At 32.0% G+C, this 19264-nt stretch carries 13 protein-coding genes and 2 rRNA genes (1 of these 15 only partly in view); 13 read left to right on the forward strand and 2 right to left on the reverse strand.

Annotated elements, in window-relative coordinates:
- From AQ1685_RS05365 to AQ1685_RS20470, 12 genes are all read left to right on the forward strand, one after another.
- Positions 1 to 668 (forward strand): 23S ribosomal RNA (locus AQ1685_RS05365) (it extends 2116 nt beyond the left edge of the window).
- A 101-nt stretch (positions 669 to 769) separates the two neighbouring features.
- Positions 770 to 878 (forward strand): 5S ribosomal RNA (rrf, locus tag AQ1685_RS05370).
- 335 nt (positions 879 to 1213) lie between these two features.
- Positions 1214 to 2620: a glycogen synthase gene (locus tag AQ1685_RS05375; RefSeq protein ID WP_095070115.1), complete on the forward strand. Its 1407-nt coding sequence runs from the start codon at positions 1214 to 1216 to the stop codon at positions 2618 to 2620.
- Between the two features lie 9 nt (positions 2621 to 2629).
- Positions 2630 to 3904, forward strand: coding sequence for a glucose-1-phosphate adenylyltransferase (locus tag AQ1685_RS05380; protein WP_095070116.1), 1275 nt, complete (start codon positions 2630 to 2632; stop codon positions 3902 to 3904).
- 20 nt (positions 3905 to 3924) lie between these two features.
- Complete coding sequence (gene glgB, locus AQ1685_RS05385; protein ID WP_095070117.1) at positions 3925 to 5838, forward strand: 1,4-alpha-glucan branching protein GlgB; 1914 nt, start codon at positions 3925 to 3927, stop codon at positions 5836 to 5838.
- A 110-nt stretch (positions 5839 to 5948) separates the two neighbouring features.
- Positions 5949 to 8351, forward strand: coding sequence for a glycoside hydrolase family 31 protein (locus tag AQ1685_RS05390; RefSeq protein ID WP_095070119.1), 2403 nt, complete (start codon positions 5949 to 5951; stop codon positions 8349 to 8351).
- Between the two features lie 60 nt (positions 8352 to 8411).
- Positions 8412 to 10505 (forward strand): phosphate acetyltransferase, encoded by a 2094-nt coding sequence (gene pta / locus AQ1685_RS05395; protein WP_095070121.1) that lies wholly within the window; start codon positions 8412 to 8414, stop codon positions 10503 to 10505.
- Between the two features lie 162 nt (positions 10506 to 10667).
- Entirely contained in the window at positions 10668 to 11846 is a 1179-nt protein-coding gene (locus AQ1685_RS05400; protein WP_095070123.1) for an acetate/propionate family kinase, read from the forward strand.
- Positions 11847 to 11980: 134 nt separating this feature from the next.
- Positions 11981 to 12829, forward strand: a complete 849-nt coding sequence (locus AQ1685_RS05405; protein WP_095070125.1) for an alpha/beta fold hydrolase — start codon at positions 11981 to 11983, stop codon at positions 12827 to 12829.
- Complete coding sequence (locus AQ1685_RS05410; RefSeq protein ID WP_095070127.1) at positions 12830 to 13321, forward strand: RNA polymerase sigma factor; 492 nt, start codon at positions 12830 to 12832, stop codon at positions 13319 to 13321. It begins immediately after the preceding gene.
- On the forward strand, positions 13311 to 13859 hold the full coding sequence (locus AQ1685_RS05415; RefSeq protein ID WP_095070129.1) for a hypothetical protein: 549 nt from the start codon (positions 13311 to 13313) through the stop codon (positions 13857 to 13859). The genes AQ1685_RS05410 and AQ1685_RS05415 overlap by 11 nt, the downstream gene beginning before the upstream one ends.
- 206 nt (positions 13860 to 14065) lie before the next feature.
- Positions 14066 to 14359, forward strand: coding sequence for a hypothetical protein (locus AQ1685_RS20470; RefSeq protein ID WP_231970254.1), 294 nt, complete (start codon positions 14066 to 14068; stop codon positions 14357 to 14359).
- Positions 14360 to 14363: 4 nt separating this feature from the next.
- Here AQ1685_RS20470 and AQ1685_RS05425 read toward each other — a convergent pair whose 3' ends face one another.
- On the reverse strand, positions 14364 to 15800 hold the full coding sequence (locus AQ1685_RS05425) for a glycoside hydrolase family 47 protein (protein WP_157730118.1): 1437 nt from the start codon (positions 15798 to 15800) through the stop codon (positions 14364 to 14366).
- Positions 15801 to 15936: 136 nt separating this feature from the next.
- On the reverse strand, positions 15937 to 18201 hold the full coding sequence (gene katG / locus AQ1685_RS05430) for a catalase/peroxidase HPI (protein ID WP_394341872.1): 2265 nt from the start codon (positions 18199 to 18201) through the stop codon (positions 15937 to 15939).
- 113 nt (positions 18202 to 18314) lie between these two features.
- Between katG and AQ1685_RS05435 the strand changes: the two genes are divergently transcribed.
- Positions 18315 to 19253 carry a hydrogen peroxide-inducible genes activator gene (locus AQ1685_RS05435; RefSeq protein ID WP_095070135.1) on the forward strand — a complete coding sequence of 313 codons (939 nt, stop codon included), beginning with the start codon at positions 18315 to 18317 and terminating at the stop codon, positions 19251 to 19253.
- The last annotated feature ends 11 nt before the right edge of the window (positions 19254 to 19264 follow it).

The following is a 19264-nucleotide window of genomic DNA, read 5'->3' on the forward strand; positions in this document are numbered from 1 at the left end:
ATGAGAACAGTGCGTGGTGGGTAGTTTGACTGGGGTGGTCGCCTCCAAAAGAGTAACGGAGGCTTCTAAAGGTTCCCTCAGCACGCTTGGTAACCGTGCGTAGAGTGCAATGGCATAAGGGAGCTTGACTGAGAGACATACAGGTCGATCAGGTACGAAAGTAGAGCATAGTGATCCGGTGGTTCCGCATGGAAGGGCCATCGCTCAAAGGATAAAAGGTACTCCGGGGATAACAGGCTGATCTCCCCCAAGAGCTCACATCGACGGGGGGGTTTGGCACCTCGATGTCGGCTCGTCACATCCTGGGGCTGGAGAAGGTCCCAAGGGTTGGGCTGTTCGCCCATTAAAGTGGCACGCGAGCTGGGTTCAGAACGTCGTGAGACAGTTCGGTCTCTATCTGCTGTGGGCGTTAGAAATTTGAGTGGATCTGACTTTAGTACGAGAGGACCGAGTTGGACGAACCTCTAGTGTATCTGTTGTCTCGCCAGGGGCACTGCAGAGTAGCTACGTTCGGAAGGGATAAGCGCTGAAAGCATATAAGCGCGAAACCCACCACAAGATGAGATTTCTTTAAAGGGTCGTTGAAGATGACAACGTTGATAGGCTATAAGTGTAAGTGCAGTAATGTATGTAGCTGAGTAGTACTAATAACCCATAGGCTTATGTACGTACTTCCCCTCCAAGTGAGGGGAAGACAACTCTTTTGATGATTTAAAATACCATTTTACTAATATGTTAACTTATACAGTTGAAATATACTGAAACAACTTAAGGTGATTATAGCAATGGGGCTCACCTCTTACCATTCCGAACAGAGAAGTTAAGCCCATTAGCGCCGATGGTACTGCCACTGGTGGGAGAGTAGGTCGTCGCCTTTCTTTATACAAAACTCCGATTAGAATACTCTAATCGGAGTTTTTTGTTTATATCAATACCCCTCACCCAATACTCACCAAAACATAATAAACAAAACTCTAAAAGGATGTTTGATAAGCATATAATTATATTAAGTTATAAATGTAATTGTACTTCGATCTGCTCTAAATAATAATTTAACGAAATCGTTAGATAACTTAATTTTAATGTAATACAGTTTGGAAAACGTATTCGTATTATTGAATTCATAATTTTGATAGCTTTTTTTTAATAATTATTTCATCTTTTTCTTTAAGCTATTCATTAACTTTATAAGTGAACTTTTAATGCCTCCGTAATGAAAATACTTCACACAAGTTTTGAATGTTATCCAATAGCTAAAGTAGGTGGTCTAGCAGACGTAGTTGGAGCCTTGCCTAAATATCAGAGAGATCTAAAAGCTGATTCTATTGTTGTAATGCCGTATTACAAGAATTCTTTCGTACAAAAACAAAAACTGAAAGAAGTAAGTAATGGTAAATTAGAGCTTAACGATCAAAGTTATGATTATAACATACTAAAGTTTATTTCAAAAAAAATACCCTTTGGATTATATGTTATCCAAATTGATAACCTTTTAGATACTGAAGCTGTTTATGGATATGAAGACGAAACTCAAAGATATCTTGGTTTTCAGTTAGCATTATTAGATTGGATTATAAATGATGAATTAGAATTTGATGTTATTCATTGTCATGATCATCATACATCTTTAATTCCTTTCTTTATTAATTATTGTAATAGTTTTAAATCATTAGAAAAGACACCAACAGTATTAACCATTCATAATGCACAATATCAAGGTAACTTTTCACATGATAAATTAGATCTTTTACCAGAATTTGATTTCTCTAATGTAGGCTTATTAGATTGGTATGGATCAGTTAATCCTTTAGCAGCAGGAATTAAATGTGCTTCAAGAGTAAATACTGTATCTCCATCCTATATGGAGGAGTTGAAACAACAAGCAAATGGACTAGAAGGATTATTACGAAGTGAAAGCGAAAAATGTGTTGGAATTTTAAATGGAATTGATACAGCAATATGGAATCCTGAAACAGATAAAATGTTAAAGAAGAATTATAAATCTACAAATGTTGTTTCTGGGAAAAAAGCTAATAAAAAAGAGATTTGTGATAAATATGGATTTGATATCAATTTACCACTATTCGGTTTCATAGGAAGACTCGTAGGAGAAAAGTCGGCAGATTTACTTCCGCTAGCAATTAAAGAGGCTATTGAAGAACATGGAGATATCAATATTTTCGTTTTAGGTTCTGGTCACGAACATATAGAAGAAGAGTTAATAGAACTAAAAGAATTATATAAAGGTAATTTTAATGCTCATATTGGCTATGACGAAGAATTATCTCATTTAGTTTATGCAGGTTCAGATTTCTTATTAATGCCATCCAGAGTTGAGCCTTGTGGTTTAAATCAAATGTATTCGTTACGATATGGAACTATCCCAATAGTGAGAAGAACAGGCGGATTAAAAGATACAGTAATTGATATTGGAGATGGTGGTTTTGGAATTTGTCATGATCAAGCTTCAGTATGGGATATTTGTTACTCTATTAAAAGAGCAGTAGAACTGTTCAACGACACTAAAACATTCAGAAAAATTCAGAAACAAATAATGAAAATAGATCATTCTTGGACTAAGTCTGCTCAAGAATATTTAGATCTATATAAATCAATTTAACCGACCTACATGATTAACAAAAAAGTTCTCGCAATTATTTTAGGAGGAGGACAAGGAACAAGATTATCTCCTCTTACAGACAGACGTTCAAAGCCAGCAGTATCTATCGCTGGAAAATACAGATTAGTAGATATTCCAATATCCAATTGTATTCATTGTGATATTAAAAGAATGTTTGTCCTAACGCAGTTCAATTCTGCTTCTTTAAATAGGCATATAAAAAACACCTATACTTTTAGCACTTTCAGCGAGGCTTTTGTCGATATAATGGCTGCAGAGCAAACTCCAGAAAATAAAACTTGGTTTCAAGGTACAGCAGATGCAGTACGTCAATCTATGCACCATATTTTAAATCACGAATTTGAATACGTATTAATTTTATCTGGAGATCAATTATATCAAATGGATTTCGATGATATGTTAGAAAAACATATCAATAAAAAAGCAGAAATTAGTATTGCAACTTTACCAGTTAATGCTAAAGATGCTACGGGATTTGGTATTTTAAAAACAGATGAAGAAGATTATATTACTTCATTCGTAGAAAAACCATCTGCAGATGCACTTCCTGGTTGGGAATCTGAAGTTGATGATGAAATGAAGAATGAAGACAGACATTATCTAGCTTCTATGGGAATTTATATTTTCAATAGAGATTTATTAGTAGAATTAATGTCTAATCCAGATACAATTGATTTTGGAAAAGAAATTATTCCAGATTCAATAGGAAAGAATACAGTGTTAGCATATCAATACAAAGGATATTGGACAGATATAGGAACGATTGCTTCTTTCTTCGAAGCTAATATTGGACTTACTGATGAAGTTCCAAAATTCGATTTATTTAATACTTCAAAAAATGTATTAACTCGTCCGAGAATATTACCACCGTCTAAAATTTATGGAACTAGATTGAATAAAGCCATGATTGCAGATGGTTGTATTATTAATGCAAATACAATTGAAAACTCTGTAATAGGAATTCGTTCAAGAATAGGAAAAGGTAGTGAAATCAATAATACGTATATGATTGGAGCTAATCTTTATCAAGATATTGAAGAAATAGAGAAAGATAAAAAAGAAGGTGTTCCATATATAGGTGTTGGAGATAATTGTACCATTGAAAATGCAATTATTGATAAAGATGCTAGAATTGGAAATGACGTAGTAATAAAAGGAGGAAAACATCTTAAAGATGTTACAGAAGATGCTTATGTAATTAAAGATGGAATTGTAGTGATTCGTAGAAGAGCTGTAATCCCTCACGGATTCAAATTACAATAAGTTTTAGGACATCATATTTTATGAGTAAAGTTATAGCGCATAGTTTATTTTCAGATTTTGATATTAATTTATTTAAAGCAGGCAAACATTTCCGATTGTATGAGAAGTTAGGTTCTCATATTATCGAATTAGATGGAGTAGAAGGAACATATTTTGCTGTTTGGGCTCCATCGGCTAAATCTGTTTCAGTAGTTGGAGATTTTAATTATTGGACAGATCAAGAATATGTTTTAAATGTTCGTTGGGATGCTTCTGGTATTTGGGAAGGTTTTATTCCTAAAGTCGGAAAAGGGAACTTATATAAATATAAAATCCATTCTCATAACGAAGGAATTGTCACAGAGAAAGCAGATCCTTATGCTAGAAGATGTGAACATCCACCTAAAACCGCTTCAGTAGTTTGGGATGATCCTTATACATGGGATGATACTAAATGGATGAAGAAAAGAAAAAAACATAACGCAGTCGACGCTCCATATTCTGTTTATGAAGTTCATTTAGGTTCTTGGAAAAAAAAGTTTAACGATAATAACAGATCATTATCTTATGTAGAATTGGCTGATGAATTAGTAAACTACGTAAAAGAAATGCAGTTTACGCATGTCGAGTTAATGCCTGTTATGGAATATCCATACGATCCTTCTTGGGGATATCAAATCACAGGATATTTCGCACCAACTTCACGATTCGGTTATCCAGAAGATTTTAAGTTTCTAATAGATAAATTTCACCAGAATGATATTGGTGTAATTTTAGATTGGGTTCCGTCGCATTTTCCTGAAGATGATCATGGCTTAGGTTTCTTCGATGGTTCTCATTTATATGAACATCCAGATAGAAGAAAAGGATATCACCCTGATTGGAAAAGTTTGATTTTTAATTACGGAAGAAACGAAGTGAAAAGTTTCTTGATTAGTAATGCTATTTTTTGGTTAGATCAATATCATGTAGATGGTTTAAGAGTAGATGCCGTTGCATCGATGATTTTCTTAGATTATTCTAGAAATTATGGAGAGTGGGAACCAAATATGTTTGGTGGAAACGAATATTTAGAAGCCATAGATTTCTTAAAAGAATTGAATGAAGAAGTTTATGCTAGTTTTCCAGATGTACAAACGATTGCGGAAGAGTCTACCGCATTTCCAAAAATATCGAGACCAACATATCTTGGCGGATTAGGTTTTGGTATGAAATGGATGATGGGATGGATGCACGATTCGCTTAAATATTTCAAAAAAGAACCAATCTATAGAAAACATCATCAAAATGATTTGACGTTTAGTATGACCTACGCTTTTACTGAAAACTTTATGTTACCATTATCTCACGATGAAGTTGTGTATGGAAAACAAAGTATAATTGGTAGAATGCCAGGTGATGAATGGCAAAAGTTTGCAAATCTAAGATTACTGTATAGTTACATGTACACACATCCAGGAAGTAAATTGTTATTTATGGGTGGAGAATTTGGTCAACATACAGAATGGAATTTCGAAGGAAGTTTAGATTGGTACATATTAGAATACGATTTTCATAAAGGAGCGCAAGATTTAGTTCGAGATTTAAATATTCTATATAAGAAGTATCCGGCTTTACATGAAAAGCAATTTGAACATGATGGCTTTGAATGGATAGCTCATGATGACCATGAAAATTCAGTTTTAAGTTATATCAGAAAAGGAAAGTCAGCTGAGGATATTTTAATTACAGTATGTAATATGACTCCTATTCCTAGAGAAAATTATAGAATTGGATTACCTAAAAAAGGAAAACTAGTTCAAGTTTTTAATAGTGATTATAAAAAATATGGAGGTAGTGGTATTTCCAACAAAAAAAGTATAAAAATCGAACAATTAAATTGGAATAACAGAGAGCATTCTTGCGAAATTACAGTTCCTCCATTAGCAACAGTAATTTTTAAAATTGAAGCTTAATTCTAATCAATCGATTTCGTAAAAAAAGTAATACGATAAGTTCTTTAATTCAGGCATAAGTCGTTTTTTTATAACAGAATACAAGTACAACCCATCAAAATTGAAGTATTATGATTATTAATACAGAGTTAGAAAACAAAGGAAATCTTTTCCCCGGAAAAATAAATTCATTCTCTCAAGATGTAGACAAAATCTACTTCAAAACAGAAAACGGAGTAATACTACAAGTCACCGTAATTCGAGGAAGTGTAATTCGATTTAGATACGCAACAGATAATAATTTTGAGAATGATTTCTCCTATGCTATCAGTGAAGATGGAGTTCGAGGCTACAGTAAATTAGAAGTCGAAGAGCATGATACTTGTTATAAAATTATTACCATCAAGGTAATTATTCAGATAGATAAAGAAAGTCTAAAAACTTCGATATACGATATTCATGGAAACGTAATCTGTAAAGATGATTGGGGATTCCATTGGGAACAAAGCTATGAGTACGGTGGAAATATTGTAAAAATGAGTAAATCTGCTCCACAAGGTGAATGTTATTATGGTTTAGGAGACAAACCCATGCATTTGAACTTGAAAGGAAAAAGAATTGAAAATTGGGCAACAGATCAATATGCTTTTGGTAAAGACCAAGATCCACTATACAAAAGTGTTCCTTTTTACTTAGGAATGTACGAAGAAAGAGCTTACGGAATTTTCTTCGACAACACATTTAAAACATTTTTTGACTTTTGTCACGAACGCAGAAATGTAACTAGTTTTTGGGCACACGGAGGAGAAATGAATTATTATTTCTTCTACGGTCCAGATATGCAAGAAGTAATTACAAAATATACCGATTTAACAGGAAAACCTGAGTTGCCACCTTTATGGGCTTTAGGATATCATCAATGTAAATGGAGTTATTATCCAGAAGCAAAAGTTAAAGAAGTTACTAGTAAATTCAGAGAATTAAGAATTCCATGTGATGGTATTTATTTAGATATCGATTATATGGATGGTTTCAGATGTTTTACTTGGAATAAAGAATATTTCCCAGATCCGAAACGAATGGTTGCTGAACTTGCTGAAGACGGATTTAAAACGATTGTAATTATAGATCCAGGAATTAAAATCGATGATGATTATTGGGTGTATAATGAAGCCATGGAAAATGATTATTTCTGTAAACGAGCAGATGGTCCTTACATGCGTGGTAAAGTTTGGCCAGGAGAATGTTTTTTTCCAGATTTTACAAATCCGAAAGTAAGAACATGGTGGGCAGGATTATTTAAAGAGTTAATTGATGAAATCGGAGTGAAAGGTGTTTGGAATGATATGAACGAACCAGCTGTAATGGAAGTTCCAGGAAAAACATTCCCGAATGATGTTCGTCATAATTATGATGGAAATCATTGTAGTCATAGAAAAGCACATAATATTTACGGAACACAAATGGCTCGTGCAACTTACGAAGGTGTAAAAAAATATGCATATCCAAAACGTCCGTTTATCATAACACGTTCTGCTTATTCTGGTGCGCAGCGTTTTACTTCTTCTTGGACAGGAGATAATATTGCTACATGGGAACATTTATGGATTGCCAATATTCAAGCACAGCGAATGAGTATGAGTGGTATGTCGTTCACAGGAAGTGATATTGGTGGTTTTGCTGAACATCCAACAGGAGAATTATACGCACGTTGGATTCAATTAGGAGTTTTCCATCCGTTTTGTAGAACGCACTCTTCAGGAGATCACGGAAATCAAGAGCCATGGACTTTTGGTGAAGAAGTGATCGATGTTACTCGTAAATATGTAGAGTTACGATACCAATTATTACCGTATTTATATACCATGTTTTGGGAATATGCTGAATTCGGAATTCCAATGTTAAAACCATTGGTGCTATTCGATCAGCACGATCCTCAAACACATTATAGAACAGATGAATTTGTTTTCGGAAATCAGATTTTAGTTTGTCCTATTCAAGAGCCAAATGCTAAGGGAAGAAGAATGTATATTCCTCGTGGACATTGGTACAATTACTGGACTAGAGAATATGTTACTGGTGGATTAGAAAAATGGGTTGATGCCGATTTAGATATTATTCCAATTTTTATTAAAGAAGGAGCTATAATTCCTAAATATCCAGTGCAACAATATGTTGGTGAAAAAACTATAGATGAATTAAAACTTGAAGTGTATTTTAAACTAGGAGAAAAAGAAGTTTCTAAAGTTTACGAAGATGCTCAAGATGGTTACGATTACACTAAAGGACGTTATAGTTTACGAACATTTACATTTACAGGTAAAGAGAATGAAGTAATTATTCAACAACATGTAGATGGAACTTTTGTTACGGAATATGAAACTATGGAGTTCGAAATTATCGGTTTACCTTTTGAAATTAAAGAAGTAGAAATCGATAATGTAGATATAGATTTAAAAAAGGTATTGAGTAAAACAAAACCAAATACTTTAATAATTCCAAAGAATTTTACAGAAATACATATCGAAGGATAAAAGCTGACATTTAACAGCTTGCTTTATTAAATTTAGACTAATTTTGCCCAAAATTAGAATATGAATAAAGCTATTTATATCGCTGCAAGTGGAGCGAATTCAGGAAAATCGATGCTAAGTTTAGGTTTAATGCAACTGTTGTTGCGTAATAAACCTAAGGTCGGATATTTTCGTCCGATAATTGATAATCCTGTGGATGGTAAAAAAGATAATCACGTAAATACTATTGTTAATTATTTCAATTTAAAATGTGATTATGAAGATACCTACGCTTTCACAAGATCTGAGTTATTAGATTTATTAAATGATGATAAAGAAGATGAAGTCATTAATTTAATTCTTCGCAAGTATAAAAAACTAGAAGAAAAAAATGACTTCGTTATTGTAGAAGGAACTGATTTTTCAGATCACGGTGCGATTATAGAAATGGATTTAAACGTATTAATCGCTAAAAACCTTGGAATTCCTGTAATTATTGTTTCTGGTGGAATTGATAAATCACTAGAAGAATTTATTCAAGGTTTACGATTAACTTACGATTCTTTCAGTAATAAAGAAGTAGAAGTAATTGCTGTTATTGCTAATAAAGTCCAAGAGAAAAATGTAGATTTAATTATTGATGGAATAGGAGAGAACTTACCTAAGTCGCTATTAATTAACGCGATTCCAATCAATAGTAAATTAAATAATCCAACGATTTACGAAATTTCAAAAGCACTAGATGCAGAAGTTGTTTTCGGTGAAGAATTGTTAGATGCTACAACTGGTGAAATAAAAGTAGGAGCAATGCAATTGGCTCACTTTTTAAATCACTTAACAGATGAATGTGTTGTAATTACACCTTCAGATCGTTCAGATATTTTACTAGGAACCTTACAAGCAAATATTTCAAATCGATATCCGTCAATCTCCGGAATTATTCTTACAGGTGATTTAGAATTAAGTCCGTCAGTAATAGAATTAATTACCGGTTTAGAAAGAATTGTTCCGATTTTAAAAGTAAAAGGAGGAACTTTCGGAATCGCATCTAGATTAGGAGCAGTTCGTTCTCACATCTACGCAGAAAATAAAAACAAGATCAAATTATCGATCAATACTTTTGAAAAGTATGTAGATATTGAAACATTAAGTGATAAGTTAATCACTTACAAGGGAACTAATGTGTTAACACCAAGAATGTTCCAATACAACTTATTCAAAAGAGCAAAACAAGTTAAAAAGCATATTGTTTTACCAGAAGGAAACGATGATAGAATTTTAACAGCAGCGGCACAATTACAAAAATTAGATATCGTTGATTTAACCATTTTAGGAAAACGAGTTAATGTAGAGGCAGCTGTAAAACGTTTACAACTTTCTTTTGATTTTGATAAAACACAAATTATAAATCCAAGTACTTCAGCATATTTTGAAGATTTCGCAGCTACACTTTACGAATTAAGAAAACACAAAGGATTAAGTCCGGCTATGGCAGAAGATTTAATGGCTGATGTTTCTTATTTCGGAACAATGATGGTGTATAAAGGTTTAGCAGACGGAATGGTTTCTGGAGCTGCACATACAACACAGCATACAATTAAACCATCGTTACAGTTTGTAAAAACTAAACCAGGTTTTTCTGTAGTATCTTCAATTTTCTTTATGTGTTTAGAAGATCGTGTTTCTGTATTTGGAGACTGTGCTATTAATCCAAATCCAACTTCAGAACAATTAGCAGAAATAGCAATTTCATCAGCAGATTCAAGTATAGCTTTTGGAATTGATCCGAAAATAGCCATGCTTTCTTATTCTTCAGGAAGCTCAGGAAAAGGAGAAGATGTAGATACTGTTAGAGAAGCTACAGAAATAGTAAAACGTAAGCGACCAGATTTAAAAGTAGAAGGTCCAATTCAATACGACGCAGCTGTAGATCCTACCGTTGGAAAGAAGAAATTACCAAATTCTGAAGTAGCGGGACAAGCTAACGTATTAATTTTCCCAGATTTAAATACAGGAAATAATACATACAAAGCGGTACAACGTGAAACTGGAGCTTTAGCAATCGGACCAATGTTACAGGGTTTAAATAAACCAGTTAACGATTTAAGTAGAGGATGTACAATTGAAGATATTTATAACACAATTATCCTAACAGCGATACAAGCTCAAGAATAGTTTAAGAAACAGTTATCCCTAACATATAATTCATGATTAAGGTCAACCTGAACTTGTTTCAGGTTCTCATCAAGATGATTTCTTCTCAATGGTATGAGATTCCGAACTAAATTCGGAATGACGGTGAAACGTTGAAGAGTTATGATAAAAATAAAATAACACATGAAAGTATTAGTTATCAATTCAGGAAGTTCATCAATTAAGTATCAACTTTTTGATATGCCCGAAGAAAAAGTAATTTGTTCAGGATTAATTGAAAGAATAGGAATAGAAGAAGGAGCAGTTCATTACGAATCTGAAGAGAATTCAATTAAAGAAACGATACAAATTGAAAATCATAAAGTTGGTTTAGAGAAAGTCGTTTCGTTATTACTGGATGCTAAAGTAGGTGTAATTTCTTCTACTGATGAAATTGAAGTTGTTGGTCATAGAGTTGTACATGGAGGAAGTTCTTTTACTAAAACTACAGAAGTAACTGCGGAAGTAAAAAAAGAAATAGAAAGTTTATTTTCTTTAGCTCCACAACACAATCCTGCAAATTTAGAAGGAATTAATGTTGCCGAAGCAATTTTTACGAAAGCAAAACAAGTAGCAGTTTTCGATACAGCTTTTCATCAAACTATTCCAGAAAAAGCATTTACGTATGCAATTCCGAAGCAGTTTTTAACAGATAATAAAATTCGTTTATACGGATTTCATGGAACAAGTCATAAATATGTTTCAGAAAAAGCCAATGAATATTTACAAACATCAAATTCTAAATTAATCACAGTTCATTTAGGAAATGGTTGTAGTATTTCTGCTGTAGAGAATGGAAAAAGTATCGATCACAGTTTAGGTTTTGGTCCGGTTACAGGTTTAGTTATGGGAACACGAAGTGGAGATATCGATCATACTTTAATTTTCTATTTGGTAAATACTTTAGGATATGACGTAAACGAAGTAAATACTTTGTTACAGAAAGAAAGCGGAATGTTCGGTTTAACAGGTTACAGTGATTTACGTGATATTGAAGCTGAAGCTGAAAAAGGAAATGTAGCTTGTCTATTAGCTTTAGATATTAATACGTATCGTATAAAAAAATATATTGGATCTTACATTGCTGCAATGAATGGTGTTGATGCTATTGTATTTACGGCAGGAATAGGAGAAAATTCTTCATTAATTAGAGAAAAAGTTTGTACTGACTTAGAGTTCTTCGGAATAGAAATAGACACGAATAAGAATAATATCAGAGCTAAAAAACTTACTGAAATACATTCAGATAATTCTAAAGTGAAATTATTAGTAATTCCTACAAACGAAGAAGTAGAAATAGCAAAGCAATCATTTAGTTTGTAAGACGTTAGAAAATAATAAAACGAAAGACTGTTTAACTATTATATCACGGTTAAACAGTCTTTTTCATTTTATTAAAAATAACATGTAACATTTTTTTATTCCTGCATCTAAAGGGAAATCAAAAACTTTTAAAAATGAAAAATGTTATTTTATTATGTATCGCATTCGTGTTTTCTGTATCAATTTATGCGCAGAATGAAAGTCAACCTATCCATGTAAAAGTCACAGGAAAAGGAAATCCTGTTATATTGATTCCTGGCTTTACAGTTCCGGGAGATATATGGAATCCCTTAGTGAAAAAGCTAGAAAATAATTATGAATGTCATATTGTAACGTTAGCTGGTTTTGGAGGAAAAGCGCCTATTGAATTTCCTTGGTTACCAAAAGTTAATCAATCTCTTAAAAATTATATAGTCAAAAATGATTTACAAAATGCGACTATAATTGGTCATAGTTTAGGAGGTACAATTGCTACTTGGCTTGCTACACAAAAAGAAATAAAACTTTCTAAAATTATAGTTGTTGATGCACTTCCTGCTTCTGGCGCACTAATGATTCCTAATTTTAATCCTGAAAATATAGTGTATGAGAGTCCGTATAACAAGCAACAATTAGCAATGGACGATGCTGCTTTTGCACAATTAGCTACTGGAATGTCAAAAGGTATGAGTCTTAAAGCTTCAGCTCAAGAGCAAATTAAGAATTGGATTTTACAAGCAGACCGAAAAACTTATGTATACGGATATACTGATTATTTTAAATTAGATCTAAGAGAAGATTTAAAAAATATTTCAATACCAGTTTCTATAATAGCAGCTTCAAAACCTTATGGCTCAGAAATGGTGAAGCAAACGTATAATAATCAATATAAAAATTTAAAAAACTATAATTTTATTTTAGCTGAAAATAGCGCCCATTTTATAATGCTAGATCAACCATCTTGGTTTTTAGAACAAGTACAAATGATTTTATCATCTAAATAAATGAATACAGAACAAGAGTTTACCAAAACCTATAAAGAATTCGCTCCGAAAGTACATCGGTTATGCTTGGGCTATGCTTCAGGTAATAATGGACTTGCAAATGAGTGGTTACAAGAAACTTTTATAAAGGTTTGGAAACATAGAAAAACATTTAAAGGTAAATCTTCTATTGATACTTGGATATATCGCATTGCAGTAAATGTATGTTTAGGAGATTTACGTAAAATCAATAAAAATATTCCTATAAATGAAAACGTATTATCTGATCATACCAACGATGATAACAGTAATAATACTGAAAAAAATATTAAGCAAATGTATCATTGTATTGATAAACTCAATGAACAAAATAGAGCACTAATATTGTTAGAACTCGAAAATATACCACAAGCTACAATTGCAGAAACTGTAGGTTTAGCTCACGGAACATTGCGAACACGTTTAAGCCGTATTCGAAAATCACTTTTAAAATGCATTAAAAATGGAAAATGATAACTTAGATAAATTATGGGAGATTCAAGCTGATCATAGCTCAAATATTACTCCTCAAAATATAATAGCAAAAGCTAAAAAACAACGTAACGGACAATACATTAATATTACAGTAATGTCTTTAACGGTTATAGTATTATTAAGCTATGCTTTTTATTATGCATTTCATGAATGGAATACTTTTAATTTAGGTTTAGTTCTTATGATAAGTAGTCTTATTTTCCGAGTTGTTTTAGAGTTTTTCTCGTTGTATCGTAAAGAAAAACAATTGATTTCAATGCCTCAAAAATTATATTATGCTTATTTGAAAAAGTATTATAAAACGAGATTGTTAGTAAACTATATTGTAACGCCTATTTGTGTTGCAGTTTATATATTCGGTTTTTATTTATTATTACCATACTTTAAGCAAAAATTTTCTAGTGCTTTTTATAATTACATTTTAATTTCAGGTATTCTTTCTCTTGCTGTTGTAGTAGTTATTATAATAAAAGGAATTGTTAAGGAACATCGATTTTTAAAACAATTACAGGTATAATAAAAAGTTAGTACCTTTAAATACCATTTAATTAATTTATGAAAAAGAGTATTTTAAGCTTCACATTTATTATATGTTTCGTACAAATAATATTTAGCCAAGCTTGTGGAGTTTATAATTTAAAGTATGTAGGAAAAATCGTTTCAAATAACGATCTAAGTTTCAAAATAAAATTACCTAATACATTTTTTTATCATAGTAATGAAATGAAAAAAGATAATAAAGGAAATTGGATTTTTGATTACGCCAAGTTAAATAATAGAAAAATAGATGTTACAGTTACATCTCATTTAGGATCGTTGTATACTTCAAATCAATTAATTGAACTATATAAAAAGAGTAGAGATTTTATTCCAATTTTCATTACTTCTATTAATAAAGAAGGAGAAGAGAAACGTTCCATTAAAAAAGTTTCTTTCGAAAAGATAAAGTTTTCAGGTAAAGATATTTCAGGAAAACCTACGCTAATTATAATCGATTTAGGAGAAATAAGAGTATAGTATTTTACTCAATACCTAAATATTCTTTTGCTTTTTCAGGATCAAAATGATTTCTTTTAAATGGATGCGCTTCTGTGTTGAAAACATAATCATTAAAATCAAATAGATCTTTATCAGCAACAGCTACATAAAAATATTTTAAAGTTTCTGCATAAAAGAACGTTGCTAAATAATCTTTTTTCTCCATAGTACTTACATTTTCTATGGAGTGAAAAGCAACATCGTTTCTACAACATAATTTTAAATCATTCCAATACTTGTAAATCATATTGATATATTTTTCTTTACCTGTAATTTGATGCAAATAATAAGCAGATTCAATAATTTCTGGATTCAATTCTGAATTTGCATATTCAATAGCGTCTTTTTCATATAAATATCGAGTAGGAAGTAAACCGTATTTATTCCAAATCCAATCCCAAGTTTCCATGTTTTTTTCGGCATTTTCAAGATCACCATGCAATGCTTGTACTGCTGGAAAAAATGCATCGTAAAGTGAAACCGATCTTTTTACAACTTCGCCAGTATGCATATTTACACAAGTATAAAAGCGTTTACCGTTATAATCTTCTGCTAAATATTTATTGATTTTCCCTAAACTATATTCCCAAATTTCTTTGATTTCAGGATCAGGAAATAAAAAGTTGCTCTTAAACATGTATTCATAATATGAATCTACACCGGCTTGTAAATAATGCCAGTTGTTTGTCCATTTTCCAGATTCAACATCGATAAAATCACCAGGTAAACCAATTTCAGATTTTCTACTAAACACTGCTTTGGTAGCTTTCTTTGCAGCTTGATAATATTTAGGATCTTTAGCATAGTAACTTAAAATTCCAAATTCGAAAAGATATGTAGCAGCTTGAGCAACATTAACTACATTTCCTTTTCCTTCACCTTGATTTCCTGATGTTTTTCCTGTTTTTAAATTTACAGAATGATAAGGCATTCCGGTAGGAGAGTTAAAAGCAGGTAATAATCGATCTGCAAAATCTATTGCTTTTTCTAATATTTTCGGATTTTGAGTATGATCGTAAATTGCTAATAATCCGCCTAAAATTCGAATATTAACTTCAAAAACTTGAACATAAACATCTTGATTCCAGTCTTTAGATAATGCGTATTCTTCTATTTCTTTTGCTTCTTTCGTTAATCCCATTACTGCAAGTGTACTGTAGGCATCAAAAGGAGAAATTCCTAAAGATTCTTTGTACCAATTGTAACCCGATTTAGATAATGGTAATAGAACATCGTAACCCCAAGCATATTTTTTATAAGCTTCCCAAGATCGTAATGTTTCCAATTTTATTTCTTCAGCAGTATAACTTTGTATTGTATCGTTTTTTGAAACTGAAGTCTTAAGTTCTTTCTTCTCTGTTTTTGTTGAAGTATTACAAGAAAGAAATAATAGTAAGCTAAAAAAGAATAAGAATCTCATTTGGTACATTTCTCTGGTTGATTCCTACGAATTTAGGAAATAAAAAACAGATGAAATGAAATGAGATTCTTATCAAGTTAGTCAAAACAATTCACACAGTTATAGTGTATTATTGTTTTGTTTGTTGTCACAATGATTAGATATCAAATCTATCTAAGTTCATTACTTTAGTCCAAGCTTTTACAAAGTCTTTAACAAATTTCTCTTTTGCATCTTCACTAGCATAAACTTCTGAGATTGCTCTTAATTCAGAATTTGAACCGAAGATTAAATCAGCTCTAGTGGCAGTCCACTTTACTTCGTTTGTAGCTCTATCTTTAATATTAAAAAGATCTTTTTTATCTGAAGTAGCTTCCCATTTGTATTGCATACTTAATAAATTCACAAAGAATTCATTAGTTAATGTTCCAGGAGTTGAGGTCATAATTCCAATATTAGAACCATTATAATTTGCATTTAAAGCTCTCATTCCCCCTAATAAAACGGTCATTTCAGGAGCAGATAAAGTTAATAGTTGAGCTTTGTCTACTAATAATTGTTCAGCAGATAAAGTATAATCTGTTTTCTGATAATTTCTAAATCCGTCAGCCATTGGTTCTAAAACAGCCATTCCTTCAACATTAGTTTGCTCTTGCGTAGCGTCAGCTCTTCCTGATGTAAAAGGAACTTTAACATCAACTCCTGCTTTTTTTGCTGCATTTTCAATGGCAACATTACCACCAAATACAATTAAATCTGCAATAGAAACTTTTTTGTTTCCTTTATTAAATTCTTGTTGAATTTTCTCATATACTCCTAATACTCTTTTTAATTGAGCAGGATTGTTAGATTCCCAGTTAACTTGCGGTTCTAAACGAATTCTTGCTCCGTTTGCACCACCACGTCTATCAGAATTTCTATATGTAGAAGCAGAAGCCCAAGCAGTTGAAACTAATTCACCAGTTGTTAAACCAGAAGCTTCAATTTTAGATTTTAAATTGTTAAGGTCAGCGGTTGTTATTGTTGAAGAATTTTCAGCTGAAATAGGATCTTGCCAAACAAAATCTTCTTTAGGAATTTCTGGACCTAAATATGTTGATTTTGGTCCCATATCTCTGTGTGTTAATTTAAACCAAGCACGAGCAAAAGCCTCATCAAATTCCTTTGGATTTTCATAAAAACGACGAGAGATTTTTTCGTACGCAGGATCTTTAATTAAAGCAACATCTGTAACTAACATTGTTGGATTATGGAATTTAGTTTTATCAAATGCATCCGGAAATTTAATTACAGAATTCTTTGCTTCAAACTGATGTGCTCCACCTGGACTTTTAGATAATACCCATTCGTTTTCAAATAATGTTTTGAAATATCCTTGACTCCATTTATCTGGTGTTACCGTCCAAATCACTTCTAATCCAGAAGTAATAGCATCTTTACCTTTTCCAGATTTATAATCACTTTTCCAACCTAAACCTTGTTCTTCAATTCCTGCTCCTTCTGGAGAAGCAGCTAAATGATCTCCACCAGCTTGTCCGTGAGTTTTACCTAATGTATGTCCACCAGCAATTAAAGCTACAGTTTCTTCATCATTCATTCCCATTCTTCCGAAAGTAACACGAATATCTTTTGCAGAAGCAATCGGATCTGGATTTCCATTTGGTCCTTCAGGATTCACATAAATTAATCCCATTTGAACAGCGGCTAAAGGTTTTTCTAATTCTCCGTCTTTATAACGTTTATCATTAGCTAACCATTCTGTTTCAGAACCAAAATATACATTTGTTTGAGGTTCCCAAGTATCTTCTCTACCACCAGCAAAACCAATAGTTCTAAATCCAGATTTTTCTAAAGCAACATTTCCAGCTAAAATCATTAAATCTGCCCAAGAAATTTTCTGACCGTATTTTTGTTTTACTGGCCAAAGTAATCTTCTTGCTTTATCTAAGTTAGCATTGTCTGGCCAACTGTTTTGTGGAGCAAAACGTTGTCTTCCTTCTCTTGTTCCACCTCTACCATCACCAGTTCTGTAAGTACCAGCACTATGCCAAGCCATACGAATAAATAAACCACCGTATGTACCGTAATCTGCCGGCCACCAATCTTTAGAATCTTTTAAAGTTTTAGCAATGTCTTCTTTCAAAGCAAAGTAATCTAAACTTTCAAATTCTTTTTTGTAGTTAAAATCACCTAAAGGATTTGATAAAGAAGAGTTTTGTCTTAGAACAGTTAAGTCTAAATTATTTCGCCACCAATCTTTGGTAGTTTTTCCTTCTCCTTTAATGGTCATACCAGTAGATGGAGTTTTACCAAAACCAAAAGGACAACTTCCGCCTTCTTTAGTTCCTTCTTTACTGTCGTTAGCTGTATTACACGATACTAAAAACATAAGGAACATTCCTGTAAAAAAATGTAGTTTCATATTTATTCGATTAATTAAGAGGTTACAAAGTAAGAGGATCATTTTTATTTATAAAAACGATATTTGTGTATATAACATCTACAATGTGAATATTGTGTTATATTTGCTTCATTATGAATATACAACAATTTCAGTACGTATTAGCTGTAGTCGATTTAAAAAATTTTGAAGCCGCAGCAGAGAAATGTTTTGTAACACAATCTACGTTGAGTACCATGATTGGAAGGTTTGAAAAAGAAATTGGAATTAAGATTTTTAATAGAAAAACCAAGCCTGTTTCGATTACTGTAGAAGGTGAAGAAATTATAAAACGATTACGAATTTTAGCCAATGAAGTTGATGCTTTAAATAATTTGGTTCAGGAATTAAAAGGAGAAATGATCGGAGAATTAAAGATTGGAATCATTCCAACTGTCGCTCCATATTTATTACCTCTATTTTTAACAAATTTTGCTGAAGCTTTTCCGAAGGTAAAAATTATTGTTCGAGAAATGACTACAAGTGAAATTCAAAAAGCTTTAAAAATCAGAAGTATTGATGTTGGCATCTTAGCGCTTCCTCTAGAAGACGATATGTTAAATGAAGTAGATTTATACTCTGAACCTTTCGTTTTATATGATTGTAGTGAAGGAGATATTACAAGTAAGATTTCTGTAAATGATATTGATTATTCTAAACTTTGTCTTTTACAAGAAGGGCACTGTTTAAGAACACAAGTACAACGAATTTGTGATTTGTCTGATCAATATACAAATCGAGATGAAAACTTTGAATTTGAATCTGGTTCTATGGATAGCTTATTGAGAATAACAAGAGCCAGAAAAGGAATGACAATTCTCCCATATTTAGCAACTACTGATTTATCTCCTGATATAAAACAAAGATTGGTTGAATTTGATAAGCCGATTCCTGTTCGAAAAGTAGGTTTAGTTACGCACAAGTTTTTTGTAAAAAAGAAATTATTATCAGAATTAAAATTACTGATTCAGAATTCAGTAATTGAACACTTACCACAAAAAGAGAGTGAATACAAAATTTTAAAACCCTTGTAAAAAACACAAGG

Origin of the sequence: Tenacibaculum jejuense, assembly GCF_900198195.1 — a bacterium.
In the GTDB taxonomy this organism is placed as follows: Bacteria; Bacteroidota; Bacteroidia; order Flavobacteriales; family Flavobacteriaceae; genus Polaribacter; species Polaribacter jejuensis.